The organism is Streptomyces sp. NPDC013157 (assembly GCF_042899865.1).
GTDB lineage: Bacteria > Actinomycetota > Actinomycetes > Streptomycetales > Streptomycetaceae > Streptomyces.
Window position 1 is genome coordinate 242706 of record NZ_JBIBAK010000019.1, and the last position, 21706, is coordinate 264411.

The window sequence follows — 21706 nt, forward strand, 5'->3', positions numbered from 1 at the left end:
CACGAGACGCGAGGGCGGGGTAACTGGTCCACGCGGGTGAGCGGTCCCGCCTGGGGGCGCCGTCTGCTGACGCGGGCGCCTGGTCTTGTCGGGGGGCGGTCGGCTGGTGACGCGGGTGCCTGGTCCCACCTTCTTGGGGGCGCGGGGAACTGCGCGACCAGCCCCCACCCAGCCGCACCCGGAAACGACCTCAGCGAGCGGAAGCCGTAACCCGCTCACTCTCGATCCGCTTCGCGATCCCTTCCTCACCCAGCTCATCCAGGTGCCGGCACAACACCACCGACCCCCCGACCGCGAGCGGCGCGTACAACCCCGCGCTCAGCCCCTCCCACGTGTCGTACCCCAGTCCCGACAGCAACCGCGACCCCGGCCCGGTCAGGTCCAGCCCCGCCGCATCCCCGAGCGCCCGCTCCACGACCTCGGCGCCACTCATCTCCGCCCCCGCGACGATCAGCGCGGGCTCCTCCGGATCCACGGGCGAGAACGGCACGAACCGGTCCCCCTGGCTCGGCACCTCCACGGCATAGTCGACGAACCCCTCCGGCGCCTGTGGGAACCGCCCACCCAGCGGCCGCAGCGCGAGAGCGACCCGCTCCCCCCGGCACGCCCGCGCCGCCTCCAGCGAGTCCGGCCCGCTGACGACCACGTCGGCCGCCGCCGGCTCCCCGGCCACGTCGGCGACCGCGCCCACCGACGAACAGGCCAGCAACCACACCGCCGTCTGCCAGTGCGCCGGCAGCAGCAGAGCGACCCGGTCGCCGGGCCCCGCCGCGAGATCGGTCTGCAACAGATTCGCCGTCTTCGCCACCCAATTGGCGAAGGTGGCCACGGACAATTCGACGCGCTCGCCCGTCGCGTCGTCGTAGAAGGTCACCAGGGGGCGTCCGGGATCCGCGGCGAGCGCGGAACGCAGCAGGTCGGCAGGGGTGCGATCGGTGGCGTTCACCCGCGCAAGAGTACGCCGCGTCCGGCGCCCGCACCGGCCGGCGGGGCCACCGGTTCGGCGTAGCGGGCCCCGACGGACCGTCAATTCCCCAATGGGCAAGTTTGTCTGACTATGTTCAAGATCGGGGGCATGCGTGGATTCCCGACTTGCTCGACCGGCGTCACCTGCGCGGCGGCCCTCACCCTCCTGCCGGCCGTGCTGAACATGCCGTCCGCGGCCGCCGCACCCGCGGACCGGGCCACGACGGCCCTCTCCGGCAGCACCCAGTCGCTGCCCCTCACCCCCCGCACCCGCGAGCGCGTCCTCGGCCAGGCCGCCGAACAGGGCGCGTTCAGCACCGACGTACGGCACTTCTCACTCGTCGGTGTCATCTGGGACAAGCCCGGAACCGAACTGCTCGGCCAGGTCCGGGTGCGCACCCGGTCCGCCGCCACCGGCCGCTGGTCGGGCTGGCAGGACATCGACACGCACAACGCCGACCACGGCGCCGACCCGGGCACGGCGGAGGCCGCCTCCGGCCGGGTGCGCGGCGCCACCGCGCCCCTGTGGGTGGGCGATTCGGACGGAGTCGACGTACGCGTGCGCACCAAAGCCGGCCCCGGCCCCGGCGTCGGACGCGACCTGCTCCCGGCCGGCCTGCGCCTCGAACTCGTCGACCCCGGCGACGAGGCTCCGTCCGAGGGCCCGCCCGGTGACAGCCCGCGCACCGACACCGAGGCCGACGCGGCGGCCTCGGTCAACGCCGACCTGGTGTCCTTCGCCGCCACCGAGATCCCCGCGCTGAGCCGGGAGGACACCGAACGCGAACTCCGGGAGCTGGGCGGCGCCGGCGCTTCGCTCGCGAAGCCGTACATCGGGCCGCGCCCGAGGATCGTCACCCGCCGCGGCTGGGGCGCCGACGAGTCGCTGCGCGAGAAGGGGTTCGTCTACACGGGGAAAATCAAGGCGGCCTTCGTCCATCACACCGACTCCGGCAACAACTACCGCTGCTCCGAGGCCCCGTCCGTCATCCGCGGTATCTACCGCTACCACGTCGTGAGCATGGGCTGGCGGGACATCGGTTACAACTTCCTCGTCGACAAGTGCGGAACCATCTACGAGGGCCGCGCCGGGGGAGCGGCGAAGGCCGTCAGGGGCGCCCACACCCTCGGGTTCAACAACAACAGCATGGGCATCGCGGTGATCGGCAGATACGGCTCGCACAAGCCGCCCGCGGCCGCCGTGACCGCCCTCGCCAAGCTCACCGCGTGGAAACTCGGGCTCTTCGGGGCCAATCCGAAGGGAAAGACATATCTGAAGTCCGGGGGTGGCAATCTCTACCCAAAGGGGAAGAACGTACGACTGAACGTGATCTCCGGCCACAGGGACGGGTACGCCACCGAATGCCCAGGCGCCAAGCTCTACGCCAAGCTCGGCTCGGCCCGGACCAGCTCCGCGCACCTTCAGGGGCGCTGAGTACGGGGCCGGCGTTCAACGCCGTCGGGGGCAGTCGGGGGAAACCGCACACCCATGCCGCGTGGCACCGCGCGGCCGTCGAGGGCGCCGTCGCACGGTCTGCATACACTGGCCGGCCGACAGAGAGTTCGGCCGGTCCCGGCAGGAAGCAGAGACGACAGGTGACAGAAGCGATCCTCCTGGTCGGCGGCAAAGGCACCCGGCTGCGCCCGCTCACGGTCCACACGCCCAAGCCGATGGTCCCGGCGGCCGGCGTGCCGTTCCTGACGCACCAGCTGGCCAGAGCCAGAGCGGCGGGTGTGGAGCACATCGTCCTCGCGACGAGCTACCTGGCGGAGGTCTTCGAACCGTACTTCGGCGACGGCGCGGCACTCGGCCTGCACATCGAGTACGTCACCGAGGAGGAGCCCCTCGGCACCGGCGGCGCGATCCGCAACGTGGCCGCCCGCCTCCACTCCGGCCCCGACGACCCGGTCCTGATCTTCAACGGCGACATCCTGACCGGCCTGGACATCCGCGCCCTGGTGGCCACGCACGAGTCGACGTCCGCGGACGTCTCCCTCCACCTCACGAAGGTGACGGACCCGCGCGCGTACGGCCTCGTCCCCACCGACGGGACGGGCAGGGTCCTCGCCTTCCTGGAGAAGCCGCAGACGCCGGAGGAGATCGTCACCGACCAGATCAACGCGGGGGCGTACGTCTTCCGCCGCTCGGTCATCGACACGATCCCGGCGGGCCGCCCGGTGTCGGTGGAGCGGGAGACCTTCCCGGAGCTCCTGGCGGCCGGTGCCCACCTCCAGGGCATGGTCGACTCCACGTACTGGCTCGACCTCGGCACGCCCGCGGCCTTCGTGCGCGGCTCGGCGGACCTCGTCCTCGGCCGGGCTCCGTCCCCGGCGGTCCCCGGCCGCTGCGGCGACCGCCTGATCCTCCCCACGGCCCGGGTCGCGGCGGACGCGAAGCTGACGGGCGGCACGGTGGTGGGCGAGGGCGCGTCCGTGGCGGAGGGCGTGAGGGTCTTCGGCTCGACGATCCTCCCGGGCGCCGTGATCGAACCCGGCGCCGTCATCACCGACTCCCTCATCGGCAACCGCGCCCGCGTCGGCGAACGCTCGATCCTCACCGGCACGGTGATCGGCGACGGCGCGGTCATCGGTGCCGACAACGAACTGCGGGACGGCGCGAGGGTGTGGTGCGACGCGACGATCCCGGCGGGCGCGGTGCGGTTCTCTTCCGACCGGTAGGGGTGGTGCGGGCGACTTTTTGACCGCGGGTGCGTGGGGGCTGATCGCGCAGTGCCTCCCCCAGCCTTCGGCCGGGGGAGGCACCCTGCAAGCGCCGGTGAGCGCCCCACCCCGCCCCCACAGACCCGCACCTCACAACCGGCCGATGTCGCCCCGCGTCATCCGCGGCGCTCTCCTCGCCGGCGTATGCCCACTCAGCAGAATCAACCGGGCCGCCCGATGCCGCTGCCCCGCATAGGGCTCCAGCAGCCGCAGCATCACCTCGTCGTCGGCATGCCGGTCCCCGGCCAGCGCGAACCCGACGATCCCCGGCAGGTGCAGGTCCCCGACCGTCACCGCATCCGCCGCCCCATGACTGCGCTGCACGGTCTCCGCCGACGTCCACGGCCCCACCCCCGGCACCACCTCCAGCCGCGCCTGCGCCGCCTCCGCCGCCATCCCCACGGCCTGCTCCAGCCGCGCGGCGACCCGCACCGCCCGCAGGATCGTCGAGGCCCGCTTGTCGTCGACCCCGGCCTTGTGCCACTCCCAGGAAGGAATCAGCGCCCACGTACGTGGCGCCGGCATCACCCACATCGGCCGTTCGCCCGCCCCCGCCGGACCCGGCGCACGCTCCCCGAACCTGCGCACCAGCAACCGCCAGGCCCGGTACGCCTCGTCGGTGGTGACCTTCTGCTCCAGGACCGACGGAATCAACGACTCCAGCACCAGCCCGGTCCGCGTCAGCCGCAGCCCCGGACGCCGATGCCGGGCCGCCGCCACGACCCGGTGCCGGGGCACGAACAGGGACGGGTCATCGGCGGAACCGAGCATCTCCGGCAACTGCGCCAGCAGCCACTCGGCCCCCGGCCCCCAGGCCTCCCCGCGCACCTCACCGCCGTACACGGCGACCCGCAGCGTCCCGGGGCCGGCAGGGGTGAGGCTGGCCCGCCACACGGACCCGTCACGGGTGGCCCTGAAGGTCGGATCCCCGGGCCCCCGCCGCAGCGGCCCCAGCACGAGCCCCAGATCAAGGACTCCGTCGGGCTTCCAGACCCGCACCCGCCCCGGCGCGACAGCCTGCTTCGGGAAACCGCGGGCAGGCACGACGACCTGCCCACCCCGCACAGTCGTACGCGTGGGCTTGGGAGCAAACCGACCAGCCATCCAAAGAATCCTAGGCCTCAAGCGCCCCTGAAAGGGGCGCTGGGGGTACCCCCGGCCGAAGGCTGGGGGAGGAACTGCGCGATCGACCCCCACAACCCGCACTCGCCGATGCGCCGGTGCACCCCGGACCGCAGGCGCAAAGCAGCTCACCGCACCTCGATAAAGTCGCCGGCCTCCCTCGGCGCCCTCTCCCGCGGAGCCTCCGCGGCCTTCCCCACCGCAACCGCCCCCATCGGATCCCACCCCGCCGGCAGCGAGAGCGCATCCCGCACCACGTCCCGGCAGAACATCGTCGACGACACCCACGCCGAACCCAGCTGCTCCCCGGCCAGCGCGACCAGCAGGTTCTGCACCGCGGCCCCCGCCGCGACCACGAACATCTCCCGCTCGGCCGCGTCCCGCCGCGCATCCCCGTACGTGTGCGACCCGTCCATCACCAGACAGGGCACGACCAGGTACGGCGCGTTCCGCAGCACGTCTCCCCGCCGTACCCGCTTCGCGATGGACTCCTCCGACTTGCCGTCCTTGCGCAGGTCGGCGATCCACGCGTCGCGCATCGCGTCCAGCAGCCGGACGCGCGCCTCGGCCGACTCCAGCAGCACGAACCGCCACGGCGTCGTGTGATGCGGCGCCGGCGCGGTCACGGCCGCGGCGATCGCCCGCCGTACCGCCCCGGGGTCGACGGGCTCGTCGGTGAACGCCCGCACCGTCCGCCGCAGCGTCACCGCCTCCCGGACCGCCTCGGACGTCCCGAGCCGGAACATGTCGCTGCCCGCGTCCCGGACCAGCGCCCGCGCGCCGTCCCCGTCGTCGTCGGCGTCGGCCACGACATGGGCGAGGCCCCGCACCACGGCGACCGGCATCCCCGTCGCCTTGCCCTTCACCAGGTCGCCGGCGGCGGCCAGTTCGTCGGCGGTGGCGACGACCGTCGCGACCAGCGGATTGCCGTACGCGTCCACGCCCCCGCGCAGATCGTCCAGCACCTCCACGCCGGCGGCGCCGATGGTGACGTCCGTGAGCCCCGCGCGCCACGGTCGCCCGAAGGTGTCCGTGACGACGACGCCGACGTTGACGCCCAGCGCGTCGCGCAGGCCCGCGCGCACGGCACGGGCCGAGGCGTCGGGATCCTCGGGCAGCAACAGCACCGTCCCGGCGGGGGTGTTGGACGCGTCGACCCCGGCCGCCGCCATGACCAGGCCCTGCCGGTTCTCCACGATCCGCAGGGTCCCGCGCCGGGCCACCACCCGCACCGTCTCGGCGTCGATCGCCGCCTCTCGGTCGGCGGCCTCGACGATCCGTCCCTCGGCCTTGGAGACGATCTTGGAGGTGACGATCACCACGTCCCCGTCGGCCAGCCCCGGCCCGGCCGCGGCGATCAGCTTCGCCAGGTCGTCGCCCTGCTGGACCTCGGGGATCCCGGGCAGCGCCCACACCCGGTACGCGGGCACCGCGTCGGCCGTGTCGACGTCGGTCGTGCCGTCGGTCGCGTCGGTCATGCCCCGCGCACCTCCTCGGCCAGCGCCAGCGCCTCCCGGGCCATCTGCGCGGCCGCGTCCAGGTCGGTCATCATCAGCGGTACGGCCCGGCAGCGGATGCCGGCCGCCTCCACGCGCGCGACGCTGCCCGCGTCCACGGAGTCGACGAGCCAGCCGTCCAGCAGCCCGGAGCCGTAGTGCTCGGCGACCGCCGCCGCCGTCGACTCCACGCCCACCGCCGCGAGCACCTTGTCGGCCATCCCGCGCACCGGCGCGTCCCCGACGATGGGGGAGAGCCCCACCACCGGCACCCCGGCGTCCGCGATCGCCTCCCGGATGCCGGGCACCGCGAGGATCGTGCCGACGGAGACCACCGGGTTGGACGGCGGGAAGAGGATCACGTCCGCCCCGGCGATCGCCTCCAGGACACCGGGCGCCGGCTTGGACTGCTCGGCGCCGACCGGGACGACCGCCTCGGCGGGGACGCCCGCCCGCAGCCGTACCCAGTACTCCTGGAAGTGCACGGCCTTGCGCTCGCCGTCGACCTCGACGGCCACATGGGTCTCGACCCGGTCGTCGGTCATCGGGATGAGCTTCACGCCCGGCTTCCACCGGTCGCACAACGCCTCGGTGACCGCGCTCAGCGGATATCCGGCGCCCAGCATCTGGGTGCGCACGATGTGCGTCGCGAAGTCCCGGTCGCCGAGCCCGAACCAGTCCGGCCCCACCCCGTAGGCGGCGAGTTCCTCCTTGAGGTGGAAGGTCTCCTCGGCGCGCCCCCAGCCCTGCTCCTCGTTGATACCGCCGCCGAGTGTGTACATCACCGTGTCGAGGTCCGGGCAGACCTTCAGCCCGAAGAGGTGGATGTCGTCCCCGGTGTTGCCGATGACGGTCACGTCGGCGTCCGGCACGGCCTGCTTCAGACCGCGCAGGAACCGGGCACCGCCGATGCCGCCTGCCAGAACCACAATGCGCATGCGCCAAGTCTTGCAGGCGGGTCCGACAACGCGTCACGCAGTCACGGGACGGGCCTCGCAGGCGGCGGCCGCCGCCGTGTGCATCGGCATCTCGGTCAGCCCCGGGTAGTAGACGTGCAGGCTCACCGCGGGCTCCAGCGAGTCGTTCACCACCTCGTGCGCGTACCCCGGCGCGAACACCCGTTGTGCCCCGGCGCCCAGCGCGCGCGTGCCGCGCCCGGTGCGTTCGGTGAGCGCGCCCTCCAGGACGGTCAGCACGCCGGAGGAGCGGCCGTGGTCGTGCAGTCCACTGCCCTGGCCGGGCACCCAGGACAGCAGCCACACCTCGTAGCCCGGGCCGGTGCGCAGCCGGTGGTACCAGCGGCTCGTCGCGTCGTACTGGACGAGGTGCTCCCACTGGGAGCGGTCGGCGGCGATCGCGCGGGCCAGGCCGACGAACTCGGCCACGGTGACCGGGTGCTCGCGCGGAGGCTGCAGCAGGTGCGTGACTTCGAGGATGTCGCCGGCGATCTGGAGGTCGTTGTCGCTGTTCATGGGGGTGCGGTGGTTCCTCAGTGAAGAAGGTCAGCGGGGAACGAAAAGCGAAGACCGAGTCCGGGGGGACTCGGTCTGCAGCCGGAGCGGGAGCGGTCGGGGACGGCTACGGCTCAACAGCTGGAACAGCAACAGCTACAGCGAGCGCGGGCAGCACCGTGGGACCCGGCGGTGCGGGTCGAGGTGAGTGCCAAGTTCGCGAGCATGCCCACAAGGACATCGGTTCACACCTCCCGTGTCAACTCGACGCCCGGTATGTGGGACACGGTTCACCTCATCCGGTTCACCTCGATGCCGAAAGGTTTGTTCAGTGGGCACCCGGGACACATGGCGCACAACCAGGCGCGCGAGCCACTTCGGAACGCGATCGAACATCTGGGCGTCCTTCTCCGTACAAGCTCTGTATGGGGTCGGAGGCCCTGAGCGGGGCCTCGTCTGCATGTCAAGGTTTATGCCGATTTGAACACTTTCCGCACGGCCTTGGTTCCGCAGAGTGAATAACGGGCCCAATAGCAGATCTCGGCTTGACTCGCCCGGAGCAGCACACTTGTAATTTCACTCGTGTCGTTCAGCCGAAATCGGTAACGGCCAGGCACGGGGACGTGGAAGACAGACGAGGGGCGCACATGACCGAGCTGGTGCAGCAACTGCTGGTCGACGACGCGGACGAGGAACTCGGCTGGCAGGAGCGCGCGCTGTGCGCCCAGACCGACCCCGAGTCCTTCTTCCCCGAGAAGGGCGGCTCCACCAGAGAGGCCAAGAAGGTCTGCCTCGCCTGCGAGGTGCGCTCCGAGTGCCTCGAGTACGCCCTCGCCAACGACGAGCGGTTCGGTATCTGGGGCGGACTCTCCGAGCGGGAGCGCCGCCGCCTCAAGAAGGCCGCCGTCTGACCCGGCGGGGCTGCCGTCCGAAGCGGACGTCCACACAACGCACACATCCGAGCTGCGCGAACGGCCCGTCGCCCGTGGGTTATCCACAGGCGGCGGGCCGTCGACATGGTCAGCCGATAGTGTGGGCGCTCGTCCGAGACGCCTCGCCGCCACCAGCGGGCGCAGGAGTCCACCGCAGTCCAGCGAACCGGGGCCCGTACCTCGATGTCCGTGCACAGCCACACGGCAGCCCAAGACACGGCTGCCACAGCGGGGTTTGACCCGACCCGCCCGCCCGAGTTCCCGCGTCATGTGGTGACCGCGGTGCTCGTCTCCCACGACGGCGCCCGCTGGCTGCCCGACGCGCTCGCCGGGCTGCTCGGCCAGGAGCGCCCCGTCCAGTACGCGGTGGCGGCCGACACCGGCAGCGCGGACGACTCCGCCCAGCAGCTCACCGCCTCCCTCGGCGACGCCAACGTCCTGCACCTCGCCCGCCGCACCGGCTTCGGCCAGGCCGTCGAGGAGGCGAGCCGCACCGCGCCCGTCCTCACCCCGGACGACCTGCCGTACCTGAAGCGGCCCAGCGGCTGGGACCCGGTCACCCGCCAGTGGCGCGACGACGCCTACGACATGCCCGAGCTGCCGTACGGCGAGCCGGTCCAGTGGCTGTGGCTGCTCCACGACGACTGCGCCCCGGAACCCGACGCCCTGGCCCAGCTGCTGCGGGTCGTCGACAACGAGCTGGAGCTGGGCCGCGACGACGTGGCGGTCGTCGGCCCCAAGCTGCGCGGCTGGTACGACCGCCGGCAGCTCCTGGAGGTCGGCGTCACCATCGCCAACTCCGGCCGCCGCTGGACCGGCCTGGACCGCCGTGAGCAGGACCAGGGCCAGCACGACCACGTACGGCCCGTGCTCTCCGTCTCCACCGCCGGCATGCTGATCCGCCGCGACGTCTTCGAGGAACTCGGCGGCTTCGACCGCCGGCTGCCCCTGATGCGCGACGACGTCGACCTGTGCTGGCGCGCGCACAACGCGGGACACCGCGTCCTGGTCGCCCCCGAGGCCGTCGTACGGCACGCCGAGGCCGCCTCCCGCGAGCGCCGCACCGTCGACTGCGCAGGGCGCACCGCCACCTCCCCGCACAAGGTCGACAAAGCCGGCGCCATCTACACTCTGCTGGTCAACGCCCGTACGGCCGCACTGCCCTGGATCCTGCTCCGCCTGGTCCTCGGCACCCTGCTGCGCACCGTCGCCTACCTCGTCGGCAAGGTACCCGGACAGGCCCTCGACGAGATCCGCGGCCTCCTCGGCACCCTACTGCGGCCCGAGCGGATCATCGCCGGGCGGCGCAGGCGCGGCCGCTCCCAGCTCGACAAGGGCGAGCTTCGCCCCCTGTTCCCGCCGCCCGGCGCCACCGTCCGGGCCACCGTCGAGCAGGTCGCGGGCAACCTTTTCGGCGCCGACGACGAGATCTCCGCGGCCGGCCGGCACGGCGGCGCGGTCGAGTCCGGGCCCGGCGGCGACGACGCCGACTTCCTGGAGATCGAGCAGTTCGCCCGCCTCAAGCGCATCGCCCGCAAACCGGGCCCGGTGCTCTTCCTGGTGCTGCTGCTGTTCTCGCTGGTCGCCTGCCGCGCCCTGCTCGGCTCCGGCGCCCTCGCGGGCGGCGCCCTGCTGCCCGCCCCGGGCACCGCGAGCGAGCTGTGGTCGCGCTACCTGGACGCCTGGCACGCGGTCGGCGCCGGCGGCACCCCCGCCGCTCCGCCGTACCTCGCGATCATCGCCTCCCTGGCCTCCCTGCTGTTCGGCTCCACCGGGCTCGCGGTCACCGTGCTCCTGGTCGCCTCGGTGCCGCTGGCCGGGTTCACCGCCTACTTCGCCTCCCGCCCGCTGGTCACCTCGCGCCTGCTGCGCGCCTGGGCGGCCATCGCGTACGCCTTCCTGCCCGCCGCCACCGGCGCCCTCGCGGGCGGCCGCATCGGCACCGCCGTCCTCGCGATCCTGCTGCCGCTGATCGCCCGCGCGGGCATCGCGGCCAGCGGCCTCACGCACTCCTCCGGAGCACGCGGCAGCTGGCGCGCCACCTGGGCGTACGCGCTGCTGCTGACCATCACCACCGCGTTCACGCCGATCATCTGGCCGATCGCCCTGGTCCTCGGCCTCGCCGTGCTCGCCGTGCGCCGCTCCGACCTGGTCGCCTCCGGCCTGCGGCTGCTGGCCCAGCTCGGCACCCCGCTGCTGGTCCTCGCCCCCTGGTCGCTGACCCTGCTGCCGTTCGGCTTCTTCAAGGAGGCCGGGCTGGAGTACGGCTCCTCGGCCGCCTCCGCCCTCGACCTGCTCGGCGCCAGCCCGGGCGGCCCCGGCACCGTCGACGGCCTGCTGCTCATCGGCGTCGTCCTGGCCGCGCTCGCCGCCCTGCTGCGCTCCGAGCGCCAGTCGGCGGTCCGCACCGCCTGGGCGGTCGCCCTGGTCGGCCTGGTCTTCGCGGTCCTGTCCAACAAGTCCACCTGGGCCGGCCCCGCGACCCTCGTCTACGGCATCGCGATCCTGGCCGCCGCCGCGCTCGGCGCCGACGGAGCACGCTCGCGGGTCGCCGAACAGAGCTTCGGCTGGCGCCAGCCGGTGGCCGCCCTGATCGCCTTCGCCGCCGCCGCGGGCCCGCTGCTGCTCGCCGCCGGCTGGATGATCGCGGGCGCCGACGGCCCGGTCGAGCGCCGCGACCCCACCCAGGTGCCCGCCTTCGTCGCCGAGGACAGCTCCACCACCGACCAGGTCCGCACCCTCGTCCTCGACAGCGACAGCACCGCGCGCGTGACCTACATGCTGGTACGCGGCTCCGGTGCCCGCATGGGCGACGCCGAGGTGGCCGCCGCCGACGGCGAGAACGCCAAGCTCGACAAGGTCGTCGCCAACCTGGTCGCCGGCTCCGGCGCCGACCAGGCCGACCAGCTCGGCGGGTTCGCGGTGCGCTACGTCCTGGTCCACAAGGGCGCGCCGCGCGACATCACGCGCGTGCTCGACGCCACCCCCGGCCTGTCCCGGCTCAGCCAGCAGGACGGCAGCGCCCTGTGGCGCGTCGACCAGCAGGTCTCCCGCGCGACCATCGTCTCCGCGAACGGCTCGGGCACCCCCGTCTCCGTCGCCGCGGGACCCGTCGACATCCACGCCACCGTCCCGGCCGGCGCCGACGGCCGGGTCCTGCGCCTGGCCGACTCGGCCGCCCCCGGCTGGACGGCCACCCTGGACGGCAAGCCGCTGACCCGCACCACCGTCGACGGCTGGGCCCAGGGCTTCGCACTCCCCTCCTCCGGCGGGAAGCTGGACGTCACCTACGACACCCCGTTCACCCACACTGCCTGGCTGTGGGCGCAGGGCGCGCTCGCCGTCGTCCTGGTCGTCCTCGCCCTGCCCGGCCGCCGCCGTGACGTCGACGACGACCTCCCCGAGGAGCAGCCGGTCCCCGCCCAGGCGACCGAGGGCGAGGGCCGCCGCGCCCGCCGCCTGCGCGCCCAGGCGGAGGCCGAGGAGGAGTTCCCGGAGTCCCAGGAGTACCAGGATTCCTCCGAGGCCCAGGAAGGCGCCGACTTCCCGCCGGCGGCTCCGCAGGAGGAGACCCCGGCCGCGGCCGTCCCGCACCAGCAGTCGTACGACGAGTGGGACCCGGCGTCCTACCCGCAGGCCGACGGCTACGCCACGGGCTACACCGACCCGTACCAGGGCGCCGAGGCCGGCACCGGCCAGTACCGGACCGGCGGCTACGACCAGCAGAGCTACGACCCCTACCAGACCGGCCAGTACGACCCGTACGCCTTCGGCGGTCAGCAGGGGCAGGCGGCGTACGACCCGACGTACCAGCAGGGCTACGACCCGGCCTACGACCCCGCCTATGACCCGGCCGCCCAGCAGCAGCGCGGCACCGGCGGCGAGCACCACGACGGGAGCCAGCAGTGAACCGCACCACCCTGTCCCTGCTCGCCGGTACCGCGGCCCTCGCGGCGGTCACCGGGTTCGCCGAGCTCAACGCACCGGCCACCGCCCCCGCGCACGCCGCCGAGGCGGCCGCCCAGCTGCCCGTGGAGCGCTCCACGCTGCTGTGCCCGGCGCCCAGCCTGTCCGACATCGCGGACACCTCGTACACGTCGTTCACGCCCGTCACGGAGGGCACCCCGAGCGACGGCAAGGCCGGGCTCCAGGCCGCCACCGAGCAGTCGGCGGACGGGACGGGGAACAGCGGCGGCAAGAAGAAGGCCGCCAAGCCCGTCCTGACCCCCAAGACGCCCGGCACGCCGGCCACCGGGGACACCTCCGGCGCCGACGGACCCGCCTACGTCGGCACCGCCGAGGGCAAGTACGCCTCCGGCTGGACGGTCCAGGAGACCACCGAGGTCGCCGCGGGCACCGGACGCGGCCTCCAGGGGGTCAACTGCACCGCGGCCGACACCGAGTTCTGGTTCCCCGGCGCCAGCACCGCCGCGAGCCGTACGGACTACGTCCACCTCACCAACCCCGACGACGGCGCCGCCGTGGTCGACATCGAGCTGTACGGCAAGGACGGCCAGCTCAAGTCCACGGTGGGGGAGGGCATCACGGTCCAGCCGCACGCCAGTGAGCCGGTCCTGCTCTCCACGCTCACCGACGAGCGCCAGACCGACCTGACCGTGCACGTGAGCGTGCGCAGCGGCCGGGTCGGCGCGAGCGTGCAGGCCCTGGACGCCAAGACCGGCGGCGACTGGCTGGCCGCCTCCGCCGACCCGGCGGGCAGCCTGGTGCTGCCGGGCATCCCCAAGGACGCCACCGACGTCCGGCTGATCGCCTTCACCACCGGCGACAACGACGCGGACCTGAAGGTGCGCCTCGCCTCCCCGGACGGCACGATCACCCCCGCCGGCAACGAGACGCTGCACGTGAAGTCCGGCATGACCACCGCGACCGACCTCGGCGACGTCACGCGCGGCGAGGCGGGCTCGCTGATCCTCACGCCCTCCGACCAGTCCGTGCCGGTGGTGGCCGCCCTGCGCGTCACCCGCGGCAAGGGCAGCAACCAGGAGACCGCGTACATCCCCGCGACCGCACCGGTCGGCACGCGCGCGACGTCCGCCGACAACAGCGGAAAGGGCACCACCCTCTCCCTGACCGCGCCCACCGCGACCGCCCAGGTCAAGGTCACGGCGTCGGCGGGCAGCGGCGGCGGCACGGCGGTGTCCAAGACGTTCACGATCAAGTCCGGCACCACCCAGAACATCGACGCCCCCGTCCCGTCCGGGCTGAAGGGCACCTACGCCCTGACCGTGGAGACGGTCTCCGGCGGTCCGGTCTACGGCGCCCGCACCCTGGCGGCGACCGAGGACGGTGTCCCGGGCTTCACGATCCAGACCCTTCCGGACGACCGCGGCACGGTGGCCGTACCGGAGGCGGACCAGGACGTGTCCGTGCTGCAGAAGTAGCCGGGCGGCGCGAGGCAGCCGGAGGGGGAGGGGGCTCAGTCCTCGCCGTAACGGGGATCGACCGTCTCCGGGGTGAGGCCGAGCAGCTCGGCGACCTGCTCCACGACGACCTCGTGCACCAGCGCGGCCCGCTCGTCGCGCCCCTTGGTGCGGATCTCGACCGGCCGGCGGTAGACGACCACCCGCGCCCGGCGTCCGTCGCGCGCGGGAATGACGCCGCCCAGCGGCACCGCCTCGTCGTCCCAGCTCTCGGTGTGCCGGTCCTGCAGCCGGGGCACTTCGAGCACCAGGAAGTCGATGTCGGCGAGCTGCGGCCAGCGCCGCTCCAGGCGCTCCACGGAGTCCTGCACCAGGTCCGCGAACACGTCGGCGCGGCTCGCGGCCAGCGGCACCTGGGGTGGTGCGATCGGTCCGCGCATGCCCCGACCGTGGCGATCGCGTCGACGGGGCCCGGGGGCGGCGGCACGGGGCGGTACACGGTTGTCCATCACTGGTGAAGCGTAGTCCTCGCGGGCTCCGGCCGCGCCGCTCCACGCACCGGCACCGGCCGGGACGGCATGTCGCAGGATGACCGTTCCGGCCAAGGTTGGGCTCGTTTCCGTATCTCCACGAGACCGGCGAACTCAAGGCAATTGACGGTGTTTGTACCGAGTCGTGACCGGATGCGGTGTCGGCCGTGACGCCGGGCGATCCCTTCCGCGCAGGTCGGAAGGGCGTGTCGGGAGGGGGTGTGGGGCGTTTCACAGTACGACACGGTGGAGTGACCTGGGGGAGAGTCGTCGCGGCCCGCTCAAGAGTGCGGTACCGTCCAACGTCGTGAGCCCTGTACGTCGCTGTTCGCGAACCGCCTGCGGCCGACCCGCCGTCGCGACGCTGACGTACGTCTACGCCGACTCGACCGCGGTCCTCGGCCCGCTCGCCACCTACGCCGAACCCCACTGCTACGACCTGTGCGCCGAGCACTCCGAGCGCCTCACCGCCCCGCGCGGCTGGGAGGTCGTCCGTCTCCTCGACGGCTCCGCTCCCGCGCGTCCGAGCGGGGACGACCTGGAAGCGCTGGCGAACGCGGTGCGCGAGGCGGCCCGCCCCCAGGAGCGGGCGGCCGAGGCGGGGGGCGGTCGCGGGGCGGACCCGATGGAGGTCGCCCGGCGCGGCCATCTGCGGGTGCTGCGGTCACCGGACAACTGACGGTGTGACGGGCGGCGGCCGACGTCTCGTAGGGGCCGTCGACGTCTCGCAGGGCCGTGTGGGGGGCCTCGCGGGGTTTCTCGTAGGGAGATGAATCGTTCCTTCATGCCCGCCCCTTGACGCACTCTTGTCGCGGACACGACCATTCCGGATAACCGTCGGCGGGAAAACGCTTTCCGCATGCCGGAATCCGGGGAGGCGCCCGTGTACGTCCAGGAACTGGAACCCGTCGCCGACTCGCTCGGCCTGTCCGCCCTCGTCGCCGCCCTGCCGCTGCTGATCGTCCTGGTCCTGCTCGGCGGGGTCCGCATGAAAGCTCATCTGGCAGGCCTGAGCGGCCTTCTCGCCGCCGTACTCGTCGCGAGGCTCGCCTACCGCATGCCGCTCGACCAGACCGTCTCCAGCGCCGTCCAGGGCGCCGCGTTCGGCCTGTTCCCCATCCTGTGGATCGTCGTCAACGCCCTGTGGGTGTACCGCATGACGGTCCGAACCCGCCACTTCGACGTCCTGCGCCGCTCGTTCGGGCGACTCTCCGACGACCCGCGCATCCAGGCCCTCGTGGTCGCCTTCTGCTTCGGCGCCCTCCTGGAGGCGCTGGCCGGCTTCGGCGCCCCGGTCGCGATCTGCTCGGTGATGCTCGTCGCCCTCGGCTTCGACCCGGTCCGCGCGGCCGTCGTCTCCCTGGTGGCCAACACCGCGCCGGTGGCCTTCGGCGCGATGGGCACCCCGGTGGTGACGCTCGCTCAGGTCACCGGTCTGCCCCTGGACTCGGTCGCCTCCGTCGTCGGCCGCCAGACCCCGCTCCTCGCCCTGGTGGTGCCCCTGGTGCTGGTCGGTCTGGTCGACGGCGCACGCGGGCTCCGCGAGACCTGGGTGCCGGCCCTGGTGTGCGGAGTCGCCTTCGCCGTCGCCCAGTTCGCCGCCTCCAACTACGTCTCCGCCCAACTCGCCGACGTCTGCGCCGCCCTGGCCGGTGCGGCCGCCCTGCTCGCCGTACCGCACGCGCGCGTGCCGGCGGCCGAGGAGGTCCGCGCGGCCGTTCTCACGGGCGCCCGCAGCGCGGACCTGGACGAGCACGACGAACGGCCCCGAGTCCTGCGCGCCTACGCCCCGTACGCCCTGATCATCGCGGTCTTCTCGATCGCCCAGATCCCGCCGGTCAAGGACTGGCTGGCCAAGGCGGACAGGGTCTACGACTGGCCCTTCCTGGACGTCGTCAACCCGAAGGGCGAACCGGTCGGAGGAAATCTCTTCACCTGGCCGGTCGTCTCCACGGGCGGCACGCTGGTCCTGTTCGCAGGCATCGCCACGGCGGCCGTCCTGCGCGTGCACGCGCGCGTGGCGGTCGCGGAATGGGCGGCGACCGTACGCGAGTTGCGGTTCGCGATCCTCACCGTGACGTCCGTCCTCGCCCTCGCCTACGTCATGAACCTCTCCGGACAGGCGGCGACGATCGGCCACTTCGTGGCGGCGGCAGGCGCGGGTCTGGCCTTCCTCTCTCCGGTCCTCGGCTGGTTCGGCGTCGCCGTCTCCGGCTCCGACACCTCGGCCAACGCGCTCTTCGGAGCCCTCCAGGTGAGCGCCGCCCACGAGTCGGGCCTCTCGCCGGAGCTCCTGGCGGCCGCCAACAGTTCCGGCGGCGTGCTCGGCAAGATGGTCTCCCCGCAGAACCTCACGATCGCCTGCGCGGCGGTGGGCCTGGCGGGCCGGGAGGGGGACCTGCTGCGCAGGGTGCTGCCGTGGAGCCTCGGACTGCTGCTGGTGATGTGCCTGATCGTGATGGCGCAGAGCGGACCGGTGCTGGGCTGGATGCTGCCGTGAGCCGAGCCGAGCCGAGCCGAGCCGGGGCGGGGCGAGCCGAGCCGGGCCGAGTCGGGGCGTGCCGAGTCGGGGCGTGCCGACTCCTACCGACCGACTCCTACCGACCTCTGACCCCTGCGATCGATCGTGATCGCCCGAGTGGGATCACCGCAGATCACAGCCAGGAGTCCGCGGCGCATGCGCCGGGGGATCCGGCGTCGGACCCTCACCCGGGCCAGGTAGTTTGGGGCGACCGAAAGTATTCCAGGAGGGTTGGCCTGTGGCCGCTGTAGCTGATCTGTCGCAGCTCGTGAAGGCGTACGACGTGCGCGGAGTGGTCCCGGACCAGTGGGACGAGGCGCTCGCCGAGTTGTTCGGCGCCGCGTTCGTCCAGGTGACCGGTGCTGCCGCGATCGTCGTCGGCCACGACATGCGGCCCTCCTCGCCCGGTCTGTCCCGCGCCTTCGCGCGTGGTGCGGCGGCCCGGGGCGTCGACGTCACCGAGATCGGCCTGTGCTCGACCGACCAGCTGTACTACGCCTCGGGTGCCCTCGGCCTGCCCGGCGCGATGTTCACGGCCTCGCACAACCCCGCGCAGTACAACGGCATCAAGATGTGCCGCGCGGGAGCAGCGCCGGTGGGCCAGGACACGGGCCTGGCGGAGATCCGGGAGCTGGCCGAGCGCTGGTTGCAGGAGGGCGCCCCCGAGCCGGCCGAGACCCCGGGAACCGTCACCACGCGCGAGACGTTGTCGGACTACGCGGCCCACCTGCGCTCACTCGTGGACCTGACCTCCATCCGCCCCCTGAAGGTCGTGGTCGACGCGGGCAACGGCATGGGCGGCCACACGGTCCCGACGGTCTTCGAGGGCCTGCCGCTGACCCTGGTCCCGATGTACTTCGAGCTGGACGGCACCTTCCCGAACCACGAGGCCAACCCGCTCGACCCCGCCAACATCGTGGACCTCCAGCAGCGCGTGCGCGCCGAGTCGGCGGACCTCGGTCTGGCCTTCGACGGCGACGCGGACCGCTGCTTCGTCGTGGACGAGCGCGGCGAGCCGGTCTCCCCCTCTGCGATCACGGCTCTCGTCGCCGCACGCGAGCTGGCCCGGAACGGCGGCAAGGGCACGGTCATCCACAACCTGATCACGTCCTGGACCGTCCCCGAGGTGGTCCGGGAGAACGGCGGCACCCCCGTCCGCACGCGTGTCGGCCACTCCTTCATCAAGGCCGAGATGGCGAGGTCCGGCGCGATCTTCGGCGGCGAGCACTCGGCCCACTACTACTTCAAGGACTTCTGGAACGCCGACACGGGCATGCTGGCGGCCCTGCACGTCCTCGCCGCCCTGGGCGGCCAGAACGGCCCCCTCTCCGCCCTCGTCGCCCAGTACGACCGCTACACCGGCTCCGGCGAGATCAACTCCACGGTCGCCGACCAGCAGGCCAGCCTCGCCGCGATCCGCGCGGCCTACGGCGACCGCGACGACGTCACCCTCGACGACCTCGACGGCCTCACCGTCACCGCCGCCGACTGGTGGTTCAACGTCCGCCCCTCCAACACGGAACCGCTGCTGCGCCTGAACGCGGAGGCCAGGGACGAGGCGACGGTGACGAAGATCCGTGACGAGGTACTGGCGATCATCAGGGCCTGACCCCACCCACTCGGTTCCACGCCGTCCGCCGACTCACCTCGGCGGACGGCCAGCCGTCACCCGTGGCCAGCCCAACCCACCCCACCGGCGGTAACCTGACCGCACGCGAACATTCGTCCCGAAGGGAACCCCCATGCCGCTCGAAGCCGGCCTCCTGGAGATCCTCGCCTGCCCGGCCTGCCACGCCACCCTCAAGGAGCAGGACCCCGAGCTGATCTGCACCGGCCAGGACTGCGGCCTGGCGTACCCCGTCCGCGACGGCATCCCGGTCCTCCTCGTCGACGAGGCCCGCCGCCCGGCGTAGGCACCGCAACCGCAGCGGCAGCGCCCCAAGAACAAGATCAGATCCAGGACCAGGACCCCGGCAACCGGAGGCCGCTCCATGCTCGACGAAACGCTGCTCGACACCCCGGAGGGCCTCGCCGAGGCCGACCGCCGAGGTCTGCTGCGCGGCGCAGCCGAGTCCGGCGCCCGCGTCCGGACGGCCGCCCGGCACGCCGCCGAGGCCGGTGTCCAGGAGCTGAAGCCGGACGGCCGCCCCCGCGCCGTCCTGATCGCGGGCCCCGGCGTCGCCGCCACCCACGCCGCCGACCTCCTCGGTACGCTGGCCGGCCCCGGCAGCCCCGTCACCCGTCTGGCCCCCACCGGCGTCGCCCCGGCCGCCGGCGCCCTGCGCTGGGAGCTCCCCGGCTGGGCCGGCTCCGTCGACCTGCTGCTGATCGCCACCCCGGACGGCACCGAACCCAGCCTCTCCCTCCTCGCCGACCAGGCCTACCGACGTGGCTGCTCGGTCGCCGCCGTCGCCCCCGCCGGCACCCCGCTCGCCGAGGCGGTGGCCGGTGCCCACGGCATGTTCATGCCGATGGCGACGGCGCCGTACGACCAGGGTGAGCCGCTCGCCGGCTCCTCACCGGGCGTTCTCTGGGCGCTGCTCACCCCGCTGCTCGCGCTCCTCGACCGCATCGGCCTGCTCACCGCCCCGCCGGACGCGCTGGAGAAGGTCGCCGACCGCCTCGACCACATCGCCGAGCGCTGCGGCCCGGCCATCGTGACCTACAGCAACCCGGCCAAGACCCTCGCCGCGGAACTCGCCGACGCGCTCCCGGTGGTCTGGACGGAGGGCGACTCGGCGGGCCCGGCCGGCCGCCGCTTCGCCGCCGCCCTCGCCGAACTGGCCGGCCGTCCCGCCCTGGTCGCCGAACTCCCCGAGGCGTTGGCCGCCCACACCGCCCTGCTCGCCGGGCGACTCGCCGCCAGCGCCGACCCCGACGACTTCTTCCGTGACCGCGTGGACGAGCCGCCCGCGCTGCACGCGCACGTGGTGCTGCTCCGCGACCGTCCCATCGGCGGTCTCACCGCCGCACCCGCCGCCCGCGACCTCGCCCTCAGCCACGACACCCCCATCAGCGAGCTGGAGCCCGAGGCGGGCGACGAGCTGGAGACCCTGGCGGAACTGATCGCCGTCACGGATTTCGCCGCCGTTTACCTGGCGCTCGCTTCGAGGGCCTGAGGTGGACACCGGCACCGGACCCGCCGTACGAAGGACGACCTGAGGGCCGTACCGAAGGCGAACCGGTGAGGGAACACACGGTGAACACAGCCGTCGTGCACCGTCGTGCGCCGTCGTACGACCCATAGGGCGCACCCTGTGTTCCATGCCCCCCCGCGCAACCCTGTCCGCCCCCGCCCGCAGAGAGAACCGGCAGAGAGACGTCATGGACTTCCTCGACAACACCATCCGCCCCTACGCCTGGGGTTCCCCGACCGCCATCCCGACGCTGCTCGGGGTCGAGCCGAGCGGTGAGCCGCAGGCGGAGATGTGGATGGGTGCGCACCCGGGCGCCCCCTCGCGCACCGCGCGCGGCACGCTCGTCGAGGTCATCGACGCGGACCCGAAGGCCGAACTGGGCGAGGAGGCCGTGGCCAAGTTCGGCCCGCGGCTGCCCTTCCTGCTCAAGATCCTCGCCGCCGGCGCCCCGCTCTCCCTCCAGGTGCACCCCAACCTCGAGCAGGCCAGGGAGGGGTACGAGGACGAGGAGCGGCGCGCCATCCCGGTCGACGCCCCGCACCGCAACTACAAGGACGCCAACCACAAGCCCGAACTGATCTGCGCGCTCACGGAGTTCGACGGCCTGTGCGGCTTCCGCGCCCCGGAGCAGGCGGCCGAACTCCTCGACGGCCTTGGCGTGGACTCCCTCAAGCCGTACGTCGACCTGCTGCGTGCCCGCCCCGAGGGCGCGGCCCTGCGCGAGGTGCTCACCGCGATCCTCAGCGCCGACCGCGAGGAGATGGCCCACACGGTCGCCGAGGCGACGGCCGCGTGCACCCGCCTCGGCGGCGACTACCTGCCCTACGCCGACATCGCCCACCACTACCCGGGTGACCCCGGTGTGATCGCCGCCATGCTCCTCAACCACGTCCGCCTGCAGCCCGGCGAGGCCCTCTTCCTCGGCGCCGGCATCCCGCACGCCTACCTCAACGGCCTCGGCGTCGAGATCATGGCCAACTCCGACAACGTCCTGCGCTGCGGCCTGACCCCCAAGCACGTCGACGTCCCCGAACTCCTGCGCATCGTCCGCTTCGAGGCGGGTGACGCCGGGGTGCTGCGTCCCGAGGCGGCCCCGGACGGCGAGGAGGTCTACGAGACGCCGATCGACGAGTTCCGGCTCTCCCGGTACGTCCTGCCGGAGGGCACCGCGGCCCATGACCTGACCCTGCCCACCCCGCAGATCCTGCTCTGCACGGCCGGTGCGGTACACGTCGGCGAGTACGACCTGGCCCCCGGCCGTTCGGTGTTCGTCCCGGCGGGTGAGAAGGCGGAGGTGTCGGGCGCGGGCACGGTGTTCCGCGCCACGGTGATCGTCTGAGAGGTCCCCGCCTCTCGCGGGGTCTGATTGTCCTACCGAGGGTGTGGATACCTGATGAGCCGCTCCCGGACAGGGCTGCAAGAATGACCCACCGGCAAAGCACGGGCAAA

Annotated in this window: 17 protein-coding genes; 11 read left to right on the top strand and 6 right to left on the bottom strand. The window is 73.1% G+C overall.

The genetic code is table 11. The features are described 5' to 3' along the window. Positions 1-190: 190 nt before the first annotated feature. A complete protein-coding gene (locus tag ACFY6U_RS42450) occupies positions 191-946 on the bottom strand; it encodes a TIGR03089 family protein (protein ID WP_351497652.1) in 756 nt (251 codons plus the stop codon). Between the two features lie 111 nt (positions 947-1057). On the opposite strand from ACFY6U_RS42450, the gene ACFY6U_RS42455 reads away from it, so the two are divergent. Both ACFY6U_RS42455 and ACFY6U_RS42460 read left to right on the top strand, forming a co-directional pair. Next, positions 1058-2401, top strand: a complete 1344-nt coding sequence (locus tag ACFY6U_RS42455; RefSeq protein WP_390047093.1) for a peptidoglycan recognition protein — start codon at positions 1058-1060, stop codon at positions 2399-2401. Between the two features lie 161 nt (positions 2402-2562). Then, a complete protein-coding gene (locus tag ACFY6U_RS42460; RefSeq protein WP_390047095.1) occupies positions 2563-3645 on the top strand; it encodes a sugar phosphate nucleotidyltransferase in 1083 nt (360 codons plus the stop codon). A 132-nt stretch (positions 3646-3777) separates the two neighbouring features. Here ACFY6U_RS42460 and ACFY6U_RS42465 read toward each other — a convergent pair whose 3' ends face one another. The 4 genes from ACFY6U_RS42465 to ACFY6U_RS42480 form a co-directional block, all read right to left on the bottom strand. Beyond that, positions 3778-4791 carry a DNA-3-methyladenine glycosylase family protein gene (locus tag ACFY6U_RS42465; RefSeq protein ID WP_390047097.1) on the bottom strand — a complete coding sequence of 338 codons (1014 nt, stop codon included), beginning with the start codon at positions 4789-4791 and terminating at the stop codon, positions 3778-3780. Between the two features lie 146 nt (positions 4792-4937). After that, complete coding sequence (locus ACFY6U_RS42470; RefSeq protein WP_390047099.1) at positions 4938-6287, bottom strand: coenzyme F420-0:L-glutamate ligase; 1350 nt, start codon at positions 6285-6287, stop codon at positions 4938-4940. Next, positions 6284-7243, bottom strand: a complete 960-nt coding sequence (cofD, locus tag ACFY6U_RS42475) for a 2-phospho-L-lactate transferase (protein ID WP_390047101.1) — start codon at positions 7241-7243, stop codon at positions 6284-6286. Before cofD ends, ACFY6U_RS42470 begins: the two co-directional genes overlap by 4 nt. 33 nt (positions 7244-7276) lie before the next feature. Next, a complete protein-coding gene (locus ACFY6U_RS42480; protein WP_351497641.1) occupies positions 7277-7777 on the bottom strand; it encodes a cysteine dioxygenase family protein in 501 nt (166 codons plus the stop codon). Positions 7778-8403: 626 nt separating this feature from the next. Between ACFY6U_RS42480 and ACFY6U_RS42485 the strand changes: the two genes are divergently transcribed. From ACFY6U_RS42485 to ACFY6U_RS42495, 3 genes are all read left to right on the top strand, one after another. After that, positions 8404-8667, top strand: a complete 264-nt coding sequence (locus ACFY6U_RS42485; RefSeq protein WP_003975777.1) for a WhiB family transcriptional regulator — start codon at positions 8404-8406, stop codon at positions 8665-8667. A gap of 204 nt (positions 8668-8871) precedes the next feature. Further along, complete coding sequence (locus tag ACFY6U_RS42490) at positions 8872-12597, top strand: glycosyltransferase (protein WP_390047103.1); 3726 nt, start codon at positions 8872-8874, stop codon at positions 12595-12597. After that, a complete protein-coding gene (locus tag ACFY6U_RS42495) occupies positions 12594-14090 on the top strand; it encodes a DUF5719 family protein (RefSeq protein WP_390047104.1) in 1497 nt (498 codons plus the stop codon). The genes ACFY6U_RS42490 and ACFY6U_RS42495 overlap by 4 nt, the downstream gene beginning before the upstream one ends. 35 nt (positions 14091-14125) lie before the next feature. Here ACFY6U_RS42495 and ACFY6U_RS42500 read toward each other — a convergent pair whose 3' ends face one another. Then, complete coding sequence (locus ACFY6U_RS42500; protein ID WP_390047149.1) at positions 14126-14578, bottom strand: metallopeptidase family protein; 453 nt, start codon at positions 14576-14578, stop codon at positions 14126-14128. A gap of 277 nt (positions 14579-14855) precedes the next feature. On the opposite strand from ACFY6U_RS42500, the gene ACFY6U_RS42505 reads away from it, so the two are divergent. From ACFY6U_RS42505 to manA, 6 genes are all read left to right on the top strand, one after another. Then, positions 14856-15278, top strand: a complete 423-nt coding sequence (locus tag ACFY6U_RS42505) for a DUF3499 domain-containing protein (protein WP_293994172.1) — start codon at positions 14856-14858, stop codon at positions 15276-15278. Between the two features lie 204 nt (positions 15279-15482). After that, the gene (locus ACFY6U_RS42510; RefSeq protein ID WP_390047151.1) at positions 15483-17099 is read left to right on the top strand and encodes an L-lactate permease; all 1617 of its coding nucleotides are present in this window, start codon (positions 15483-15485) and stop codon (positions 17097-17099) included. Between the two features lie 259 nt (positions 17100-17358). After that, entirely contained in the window at positions 17359-18729 is a 1371-nt protein-coding gene (locus ACFY6U_RS42515) for a phosphomannomutase/phosphoglucomutase (protein WP_390047106.1), read from the top strand. A 133-nt stretch (positions 18730-18862) separates the two neighbouring features. Then, positions 18863-19033: a Trm112 family protein gene (locus tag ACFY6U_RS42520; RefSeq protein WP_390047108.1), complete on the top strand. Its 171-nt coding sequence runs from the start codon at positions 18863-18865 to the stop codon at positions 19031-19033. A 78-nt stretch (positions 19034-19111) separates the two neighbouring features. Then, positions 19112-20239, top strand: a complete 1128-nt coding sequence (locus tag ACFY6U_RS42525; RefSeq protein WP_390047110.1) for an SIS domain-containing protein — start codon at positions 19112-19114, stop codon at positions 20237-20239. A 205-nt stretch (positions 20240-20444) separates the two neighbouring features. Continuing rightward, positions 20445-21596: a mannose-6-phosphate isomerase, class I gene (gene manA, locus ACFY6U_RS42530; protein ID WP_390047153.1), complete on the top strand. Its 1152-nt coding sequence runs from the start codon at positions 20445-20447 to the stop codon at positions 21594-21596. The last annotated feature ends 110 nt before the right edge of the window (positions 21597-21706 follow it).

Excerpts from the sequence above, each read along its gene's own strand:
- ACFY6U_RS42520 (WP_390047108.1), top strand. The coding sequence starts at position 18,863 with ATGCCGCTCGAAGCCGGCCTCCTGGAGATCCTCGCCTGCCCGGCCTGC.
- ACFY6U_RS42525 (WP_390047110.1), top strand. The coding sequence starts at position 19,112 with ATGCTCGACGAAACGCTGCTCGACACCCCGGAGGGCCTCGCCGAGGCC.
- cofD (WP_390047101.1), bottom strand. The coding sequence starts at position 7,243 with ATGCGCATTGTGGTTCTGGCAGGCGGCATCGGCGGTGCCCGGTTCCTG.
- ACFY6U_RS42500 (WP_390047149.1), bottom strand. The coding sequence starts at position 14,578 with ATGGACAACCGTGTACCGCCCCGTGCCGCCGCCCCCGGGCCCCGTCGA.
- ACFY6U_RS42490 (WP_390047103.1), top strand. The coding sequence starts at position 8,872 with ATGTCCGTGCACAGCCACACGGCAGCCCAAGACACGGCTGCCACAGCG.
- ACFY6U_RS42485 (WP_003975777.1), top strand. The coding sequence starts at position 8,404 with ATGACCGAGCTGGTGCAGCAACTGCTGGTCGACGACGCGGACGAGGAA.
- ACFY6U_RS42470 (WP_390047099.1), bottom strand. The coding sequence starts at position 6,287 with ATGACCGACGCGACCGACGGCACGACCGACGTCGACACGGCCGACGCG.
- ACFY6U_RS42455 (WP_390047093.1), top strand. The coding sequence starts at position 1,058 with ATGTTCAAGATCGGGGGCATGCGTGGATTCCCGACTTGCTCGACCGGC.
- ACFY6U_RS42465 (WP_390047097.1), bottom strand. The coding sequence starts at position 4,791 with ATGGCTGGTCGGTTTGCTCCCAAGCCCACGCGTACGACTGTGCGGGGT.
- ACFY6U_RS42480 (WP_351497641.1), bottom strand. The coding sequence starts at position 7,777 with ATGAACAGCGACAACGACCTCCAGATCGCCGGCGACATCCTCGAAGTC.
- manA (WP_390047153.1), top strand. The coding sequence starts at position 20,445 with ATGGACTTCCTCGACAACACCATCCGCCCCTACGCCTGGGGTTCCCCG.